Below are 8112 nucleotides of genomic sequence, written 5' to 3'. Positions count from 1 at the left end.
AACCGTGTGCTCCGCCGCGAGATAGCCCCGCGTTTTGTTCAATGTCAGCTCATAGGACGCCATATCCTTGATCGGATCACGTGCGTATTTCGGTGCAATCTTGTCCCAGAACTTCGCAGCATCAGCGGTTGCCATGGTGTTTTTCTCTCACATTTGGATCTCGAAAGCCAAAATAGACTCAAAATTCACGAATAGAATTGCCGAATTTCGCAAGATACATATACACAAACGTATGAGCAATTCACCAAAGACCCCCGACTGGAACCACATCCGCGCCTTTCTGGCGACCGCTGAAACCGGCTCTTTGTCGGCAGCGGCGCGCGACCTTGGCCTGACGCAGCCAACGCTCAGTCGCCAGGTTGCGGCCCTTGAAGAGGATCTGGGCATCCTGTTGTTTGAACGTGTCGGACGCACGCTCGAGCTAACCACGGCCGGGATCGAGCTGCTGGATCACACCAAGCAGATGGGCGAGGCCGCGAACCTCTTTGCGCTAACCGCATCGGGGCAATCGCAATCCATCGAAGGCGAGGTGCGCATTACGGCATCTGACATGATGTCCGCCTATATTCTGCCGGGCTTTCTGCGCGAACTGGAAGACACCGCGCCAAACCTAAAGATCGACGTGATCGCAGCCAATGACATCCGAGACCTGCTGCGTCGCGAAGCAGACATCGCGATCCGGCACGTGCGTCCGGAACAACAAGACCTGATCGCGAAACTTGTCGTCGAGGCAAACGCGTCCATGTATGGCGCGGACAGCTATCTGCAGAAACACGGTACCCCAACGACCCGCGAGGATCTGAAGGCGCATCGCTTCATTTCCTATGGCGATGAGGCCGTCATGTTGCAATATCTCGAGGCGCTGGACATCCACATCACCAACGACAATTTCCATATCGGATCCGAAAACGGGCTGGTTGCCTGGCAATATGCGCTTGAGGGCTTTGGCCTCAGCATCATGGACGATCTTGTTGCAGAAAAAGTACCCAACATGCGCCGCGTGGTGACGGAAAAAGAGCTGTTGAAATACCCAGTCTGGCTGGCCACGCATCAAGAGCTTAACACAAGCCGGCGCATTCGGCTGGTGTTTGACATGTTGTCGGATTTCCTCAAGCGCACCTATCGGGGCAAGCTTTGATCCTGCGCGCAGAACAAGCGCGCGACGTTCAGGCGATCTATGCCCTCACCCAGCTTGCGTTTTCACAGATGTCCTACAGCGATGGCTATGAAGGGCAGATTGTGAATGATCTGAGAGCGGATGGTGATCTGACTTTGTCGCTGGTGGCCGAGGTCGATGGCCGCATTGTCGGGCATGTCGCCTTCTCACCTGTGCAGATCACTGGCATGACCTCTGGTTGGTACGGGCTTGGCCCCATCTCGGTTGCGCCCGATCGTCAGCGCCAAGGCATAGGCCGCGCGCTTGTCGAGGAAGGCCTTGCGCGCCTCAAGGACATCGGGGCCGCTGGCTGTGCGTTGATTGGTGATCCTGCGCTTTACGCGCGGTTGGGATTTCAGTGCAACACGCGTCTGCGCTTCGGGGACGTGCCGCCCGAAGTTGTACAATTCAGAACGCTTTCTGGAAAGGATCCCGAAGGCCAGCTTACCTATGCGCCGGCCTTCGATCCAAAACCCTAGCCCCGCAGGGTGCCGCCGGTGGCCTTTTCGACCTTGGCAACGATTTTTGCGGATACCGCTTCGATGTCTTTTTCTTTCAAAGTCGCATCAGAAGGTTGAAGGCGCACGGTGACGGCGATAGATTTTTTGCCCGCGCCCATTTGCGCCTCGGCCTTTTCGCCGGTGAACTCGTCAAAAACACGTACTGTCTCGATCAGCTCTTTGTCCGCGCCCGCAGCCGCGTTCACGAGGTTGATGGCTTCGACAGCGTTATCCACGACGAATGCAAAGTCCCGTTCGACCGCCTGAAGGTCGCTGACGTTCAGCGCAGGGCGTGACGCGCCGGATTTGCGCGGCATCGGGATTTCCGCGATGTGGATCGCAAAGGCCACGACTGGCCCTTTGACGTCCATCGCCTCGATGGTTTTCGGATGCAGTTCGCCAAAGGCGCCCAGAATTTTCTTTGGCCCCAGACCCACTTTCGTTGAACGACCCGGATGCCACCACCCATTGGTGGAACGGTTGAACGTCAGTTTTGCAGGTGCGCCCAGCGCCTCAAGCACCGCTTCCATATCGGCCTTGGCGTCAAAGACATCGACCGGACGGCTTTCGCCGTGAATGTCCTTGGACATCGTGCGCCCAACAAGAATACCGGTCACAAGGTTCTCTTGCTCGCCCGGCTCGCCGCCGTGGAACACAGGACCGCATTCAAACAGCGCCAGATCCATAAATCCGCGTGCCTGATTGCGTGCGGCAGCCTGCAACAGACCCGGCAGAAGAGACGGGCGCATGTGGCTCATTTCCGAAGAAATCGGGTTTTCCAGCATCGTTGCGTCAGACCCGCCGCCAAAGATCTCGGCCGAGGCTTTGTCGATGAAGCTATAGGTCACGCACTCATTATAGCCCAGCGACGCTGTGGTGCGGCGCGCGATCTGTTCGCGTTTCTGGATTGGTGTCAGGATCTGCTCGGGAATACCCGCCGAAATGCGCGGCAGCGGCTTGCCCTTCAGCTTGGTCAAAGACGCGACACGGGCCACCTCTTCGACCAAATCGGCCTCGCCCAGAACATCAGGACGCCAGCTTGGAACCTGCGCCATATCGCCGTCCAGCGTGAACCCGAGCGCTTCTAGCGTTGCGCGCTGATCCTCTGCCGGAATGGTCATGCCAACCAGCGACTGAACGCGATCCGTGTCCAGCTTATAGGCGCGGCTGACGTCTGGAACTTCGCCCGCGACAACCACATTGGAGGGCTCGCCACCGCACAGGTCCATAATCATCTGCGTCGCCAGGTCCAGCGCTTCCATACTAAAGCCCGGATCGATGCCGCGTTCGTTGCGATAGCGTGCATCAGAGTTGATTTTCAGAGCCCGACCTGTGGTCGCAATCTGGATGTGATCCCAATAGGCCGCCTCAAGAAAGACATTCACGGTCTCGTCGGTACAGCCCGTCTCCAGACCACCCATGATGCCGGCAATGCTCTCGATCCCAGTGTCATCAGAGATCACAACTTGGCCCGCGCCAAAGGTGTATTCTTTTTCGTCCAGCCCAACCAGGGTCTCACCACCCTGCGTGCGGTGAATGCGCAGGTCGCCGTTGACCTTGTCTGCGTCAAAGACGTGCAGAGGCCGGTTGCGGTCATAGGTGAAGAAGTTGGTGATATCGACCAAGGTGGAAATCGGGCGCAACCCGATTGCGGTCAGCCGATCCTGAAGCCACTGCGGGCTTGGGCCGTTTTTCACGCCTTTGATCAGACGGCCGCCGAAAACAAAACAGCCGTTTTCGCGGGTGTCTTCATCGATGGAAACCGAGATCGAGCTGTCAAATCCACCGCTGACATCCGCTGTTTTCGCAGGCTTCATCTGACCCAGACCACGGGCGGCCAGATCCAATGCAACGCCACGCACGCCCAACGCATCGGGGCGGTTAGGCGTGATAGCGATTTCGATGACAGGATCAACTTTGGCCGGATCGTTGTCCGCCAGCCAGTCGACAAACTTCTGACCGACCTCACCAGAGGGCAGTTCGATGATGCCGTTGTGTTCGTCCGACAGCTCCAGCTCGCGCTCGGATGCCATCATGCCGTGGCTTTCAACGCCGCGAATGTTGCCGACCTTGATGGTGATGTCCAAACCCGGAATATACGCACCAGGCTTACACAGAACCACGGTGATGCCTTCGCGTGCATTCGGCGCGCCGCAGACGATCTGTTTGACGCCTTCGTCGGTCTCAACCTGACAGACTTTCAGCTTGTCCGCGTCCGGATGTTTCTCGGCGGAGTTCACCTTGGCGATGGTAAATTCAGACAGGCACTCGGCGGGGTTTACAACCCCCTCAACCTCAAGACCCAGATCAGTCAGGGCTTCAAGGATCTCGTCAAGGCTCGCGTCTGTGTCCAGGTGGTCTTTCAACCAGGAAAGCGTGAATTTCATCAGTTCGTTCCGTCAGTCATCGTCGGGTCAAAAGGGCTTTAGCGGATAAGCGCGAGAGGGGGAAGATCTATGGCCCGCTTTATCACCGATTTCACAAGGGTTGACGGCGTTTGGCTTTTATATAACCATAAGGTTATGGAATCGATGACGACACAGAACCCGACTCTGGATGCGGTGTTTGGCGCACTGGCCGACCCAACGCGACGCGCGATCTTGGCACAGCTTTCCCAAGGCGATGCCTCGGTGAATGAACTGGCTCAGCCCTTCGCGATGAGTCAGCCTGCGGTGTCAAAACACCTGAAGGTTTTGGAAAACGCGGGACTGGTAGAGCGCGCCATCGACAAGCAACGCCGCCCCGCAAGGCTGAAAGCCGCCCCCATGAAGGAGGCAGTCGCCTGGCTTGAGGACTTTAAACAGTTTTGGACAGGGTCGTTTGACCAGCTCGACGACCTTCTCACGACATTGAAACAGGAGAGAAAAGATGACTGATTTACCCGTTTACGAGTTAAAACGCCTGTTTGACGCGCCCTGCGATCTGGTTTGGCGCACCTGGACGGAACCCGAGCTTGTGCAACGCTGGTACGGCCCCGGCGTGACCTCGATCGTGCACAAAATGGACGTGCGTGTGGGCGGTGAATGGCTGCACGAAATGCAATGGGGCGGCAATTCAAACTATCAGCGTGCGGATTACACCGAAGTCGCGCAGAACGAAAAACTGATCTGGCTGCACGGCAACACGGATGCCGACTGGCAGGTGACTGCCAACCCGATGATGCCTGACTGGCCGCGCTGGCTGACCACCACCGTCACCTTCACCCCAAATGGCGAGAAATGCGACATGGTGCTGACGTGGGTGCCACACAACGCCTCCGAAGCCGAAATCGCATGTTTCGCGGCGGCAATGGATCAAATGGGCAACGGCTGGGGCAAAGGCATGGAGATCCTTGCCGAAGTCTTGCAGGAGCTAAAAGCTTAAGACTCAAGCCGCGCGTTTTGCCTCGACATGGTCCAGCCAGTTCAGCAACTCGCGCGCGCGCATCTCAAGCGATAAAGCCCCCTCTGGTGCACCCAGCCGTGATGCGGCCTCGGGATCGAAATCGGCTGCCATCAGATCGTGCTGCATGTGGCGTTGATCTTCAAAGATCCCGCGATTGAGGTATCCCCCAACCTCGGACGCTGAAAGTTCTGGATGATATTGCGTCCCCCAGAAATCCACACCGTCTTTTTCATAGACCATCGCCTGCACCTGCGAATGATCATTGGCGGCCAGCAAAACCGCGCCCTCAGGCAAACGTTGTACTTCGTCGCGATGCACACAAGGCACCGCAAACTTGCCGCTGCGACCTGACATCATGGCATGCCGCTCGCCCTGTTCGGTCAACGCCAGATCCAAAGCCAGACCGACCTCATGCCCTTTCGGTGACGCCCCAACTGAACCACCCAGCACCACGGCTGCAAGCTGCAAACCATTGCAGGACCCCCACACGGGGCGTTCCGCGGCAAAAGCCACTTCCATCGCAGACCGCAACGCCGCCGCTTCGGGTGCATCTGTGGACCATGCAACGCCGGATCCGCTGAAAATCACACCATCGACTTCATGAAACAGCTGATCCCGCAACTTCCCCCCATAGGGCGAGGCCACAAGGACTTCGGTCGCAGGACGCAGCCCAAGAATCGTGCGCAGGAAACCACCGCACGCGATTCCACCAACGGCATTCATTGCGGGAGTGTTGGATTCAATGATCAATACTTTGGTCAACAGACCTCTCCCGACCTGAGCTACTAAAAATACCTGGCTGAGCCTGATGATGATTTTGACACCACGCACAGCTCTCCGCCATGCTGAAAGCGACAAAAATTCAGGAGTGTGACATGATTCAAGCCAGCTGCGAATGCGGGAAGGTTCGATTCCAGTTTCCGACAGCCCGCAAGGAAATCACGGTCTGTCACTGCAGCCAGTGCAGAAAAACCAGCGGCCACCTTTGGGCAGCAACGCGGACGGACTTTGACAGTCTGCATTTCGAAGCACAGGATACTTTGACGTGGTACCAGTCTTCACCAGCCGCGCGACGCGGGTTTTGCGCGGCCTGCGGCTCTAGCCTGTTTTATCAGATCAACGGGGAAAGCGGCGTGGCAATCGCGGCGGGCTGTTTGGACAGCGCGCCCGAGGATTTCCACATCGCCAAACACATCTATGCGCAGGACAAAGGCACCTACTACGAGATCAACGATCCCGTTTCAGTCTTTGCCAACCACGCGCCCACTGTATCGACATAGGCGCGCGACATCAGTCCAATGAAGGTTTAGCGGACCAGGCCACCGTGCAGCGTAGGTTGGTCAAGCGACGCGAACCCGTAGTGGCGCAGCCAGCGCAGATCTGCATCAAAGAACGCCCGCAGATCAGGAATGCCGTATTTCAGCATCGCAAGACGGTCGATACCAATGCCAAACGCAAAGCCCTGCCATTCGTTGGGGTCGATGCCCCCTGCCGCCAGCACTTTGGGGTGGACCATGCCGGACCCCAGAACCTCGAGCCAGTCATCGCCTTCGCCAACTTTGACAGAGCCGTTTTCCCAGCTGCACTGAATGTCGACTTCCGCAGACGGTTCGGTGAACGGGAAGTGGCTTGCGCGGAAGCGGGTTTTCACGGAGGTGCCGAAGAAGGCCGTGAAGAATTCCTCTAGAACCCATTTCAGATTGGCCATTGAAATGTCTTTGTCCAGCGCCAGGCCTTCTACCTGGTGGAACATTGGCGTGTGGGTCTGATCATAGTCCGCGCGATACACGCGGCCCGGGCAGATAATCCGGATCGGTGCGCCGATTTTCTCCATCGAGCGGATTTGCACAGGGGACGTATGCGTCCGCAGCACATGCGGCGGGCGCTCGTCGCCTTCGGCACGATGCGTATAGAACGTATCCATTTCTGCGCGCGCCGGGTGGTGTCCCGGAATGTTCAGAGAGTCAAAGTTATACCAGTCGGTCTCGATTTGCGGACCTTCGGCAACCGCAAAGCCCATATCAGCGAAAATTGCCGAGACTTCTTCGGTGACTTGCGAAATCGGGTGAATCGATCCCTGACGACGGCCACGCGCGGGCAAAGTTACGTCCAGCCACTCGCTGCGCAGGCGTTCTTCCAGCGCCGCATCCGCCAAAGATGCTTTCTTTGCGGACAGGGCCGAGTTGATCTCGTCTTTCAAGGCGTTCAGCTTTGGGCCCATGATCTGACGCTCTTCTGGCGTCATCTTGCCCAACTCGCGCATCTTCAGAGCGATTTCGCCCTTTTTGCCAACAGCTTGCACACGCAGGTCTTCGATTGCAGCTTCATCTGCGGCATCCGCGATCAAAGCGATATATTTGTCTCTGAGATCGTCCATGTCGGCCTCTTTGGTTTGCACGACATCCAGCTAGCGAACTGGCGGCGGAATGGCAAGCATTGGCGCGCGTTAGTTGAGACGCAAGGCCCCCAGGCGGGCCTCAAGAAAGCTGGCTTCCTCTGGTGCGCGCGTCAATGCAATCGCCGCGCGATAACTTTCGGCCGCCTCGCGATGACGCCCCAGACGCGCCAACAGATCTGCGCGGCAGGCATGAAAGGGCTGATAGCGATCCAGTTTTCCCGCGTCCTGCACTGATGACAAAAGGCGCAGGCCCGCCTCGGGGTTTTCGGCATAGGACAGGGCGACTGCCTGATTGACCCGCAGAACCGGATTTGGAAACCGTTGGTACAAAACCTCATAAAGCGCGACGATCTGCGGCCAGTCCGTCTGAGAAAACGCGGGTGCCTGCGCATGTACAGCACTAATCGCAGCTTGCATGCCATAACGACCGGCGGGGCCTTACGTCAAAGCCGCCTCGGTCAAAGCAATGCCCTCGGTGATCCGCGCCCGGTTCCAGCGCGCGCGATTCTGAGATTCCAGTGGCACAAACTGTCCGTCTTCGCCGCGGCGTGTCAGGCGGCGACTGTCAGACAGCAGCATCAAGGCCAACAGCCCCTTGGCTTCGGCATGATCGGGCACCCACGCCACCAGAATACGGCCCAGCCGGATCGCCTCTTGCACAAGCGCTTCGCGCA

10 protein-coding genes are annotated in these 8112 nt (G+C 57.7%); 5 read left to right on the top strand and 5 right to left on the bottom strand.

Features of this window, described 5'->3' with window-relative positions:
* The first annotated feature begins 232 nt into the window (after nt 1-232).
* Both ACEQWH_RS14765 and ACEQWH_RS14760 read left to right on the top strand, forming a co-directional pair.
* On the top strand, nt 233-1138 hold the full coding sequence (locus ACEQWH_RS14765) for a LysR family transcriptional regulator (protein ID WP_370232105.1): 906 nt from the start codon (nt 233-235) through the stop codon (nt 1136-1138).
* Nucleotides 1135-1635, top strand: a complete 501-nt coding sequence (locus ACEQWH_RS14760; RefSeq protein ID WP_370232103.1) for a GNAT family N-acetyltransferase — start codon at nt 1135-1137, stop codon at nt 1633-1635. Before ACEQWH_RS14765 ends, ACEQWH_RS14760 begins: the two co-directional genes overlap by 4 nt.
* On the opposite strand, the gene pheT is transcribed toward ACEQWH_RS14760, so the two are convergent.
* Nucleotides 1632-4043 (bottom strand): phenylalanine--tRNA ligase subunit beta, encoded by a 2412-nt coding sequence (pheT, locus tag ACEQWH_RS14755; RefSeq protein ID WP_370232101.1) that lies wholly within the window; start codon nt 4041-4043, stop codon nt 1632-1634. The genes ACEQWH_RS14760 and pheT overlap by 4 nt on opposite strands.
* A gap of 144 nt (nt 4044-4187) precedes the next feature.
* On the opposite strand from pheT, the gene ACEQWH_RS14750 reads away from it, so the two are divergent.
* Entirely contained in the window at nt 4188-4532 is a 345-nt protein-coding gene (locus ACEQWH_RS14750; RefSeq protein ID WP_370232099.1) for an ArsR/SmtB family transcription factor, read from the top strand.
* Nucleotides 4525-5019 (top strand): SRPBCC domain-containing protein, encoded by a 495-nt coding sequence (locus ACEQWH_RS14745; RefSeq protein WP_370232097.1) that lies wholly within the window; start codon nt 4525-4527, stop codon nt 5017-5019. Before ACEQWH_RS14750 ends, ACEQWH_RS14745 begins: the two co-directional genes overlap by 8 nt.
* 3 nt (nt 5020-5022) lie before the next feature.
* On the opposite strand, the gene ACEQWH_RS14740 is transcribed toward ACEQWH_RS14745, so the two are convergent.
* A complete protein-coding gene (locus tag ACEQWH_RS14740; RefSeq protein ID WP_370232095.1) occupies nt 5023-5802 on the bottom strand; it encodes a type 1 glutamine amidotransferase in 780 nt (259 codons plus the stop codon).
* Nucleotides 5803-5915: 113 nt separating this feature from the next.
* Between ACEQWH_RS14740 and ACEQWH_RS14735 the strand changes: the two genes are divergently transcribed.
* The gene (locus ACEQWH_RS14735) at nt 5916-6320 is read left to right on the top strand and encodes a GFA family protein (RefSeq protein ID WP_370232093.1); all 405 of its coding nucleotides are present in this window, start codon (nt 5916-5918) and stop codon (nt 6318-6320) included.
* Nucleotides 6321-6346: 26 nt separating this feature from the next.
* Here ACEQWH_RS14735 and pheS read toward each other — a convergent pair whose 3' ends face one another.
* From pheS to ACEQWH_RS14720, 3 genes are all read right to left on the bottom strand, one after another.
* The gene (gene pheS, locus ACEQWH_RS14730; protein WP_370232091.1) at nt 6347-7417 is read right to left on the bottom strand and encodes a phenylalanine--tRNA ligase subunit alpha; all 1071 of its coding nucleotides are present in this window, start codon (nt 7415-7417) and stop codon (nt 6347-6349) included.
* Nucleotides 7418-7486: 69 nt separating this feature from the next.
* Complete coding sequence (locus ACEQWH_RS14725; RefSeq protein WP_370232089.1) at nt 7487-7855, bottom strand: hypothetical protein; 369 nt, start codon at nt 7853-7855, stop codon at nt 7487-7489.
* Between the two features lie 21 nt (nt 7856-7876).
* A partial coding sequence (locus ACEQWH_RS14720; protein WP_370232088.1) for a DUF6596 domain-containing protein occupies nt 7877-8112 on the bottom strand: 236 nt, incomplete at its 5' end.

It is taken from the genome of Cognatishimia sp., assembly GCF_964229375.1.
Taxonomy (GTDB): Bacteria; Pseudomonadota; Alphaproteobacteria; order Rhodobacterales; family Rhodobacteraceae; genus Cognatishimia.
Note: the sequence above shows the minus strand (reverse complement) of the source record. Positions and strands in the feature narration are given on the sequence as shown.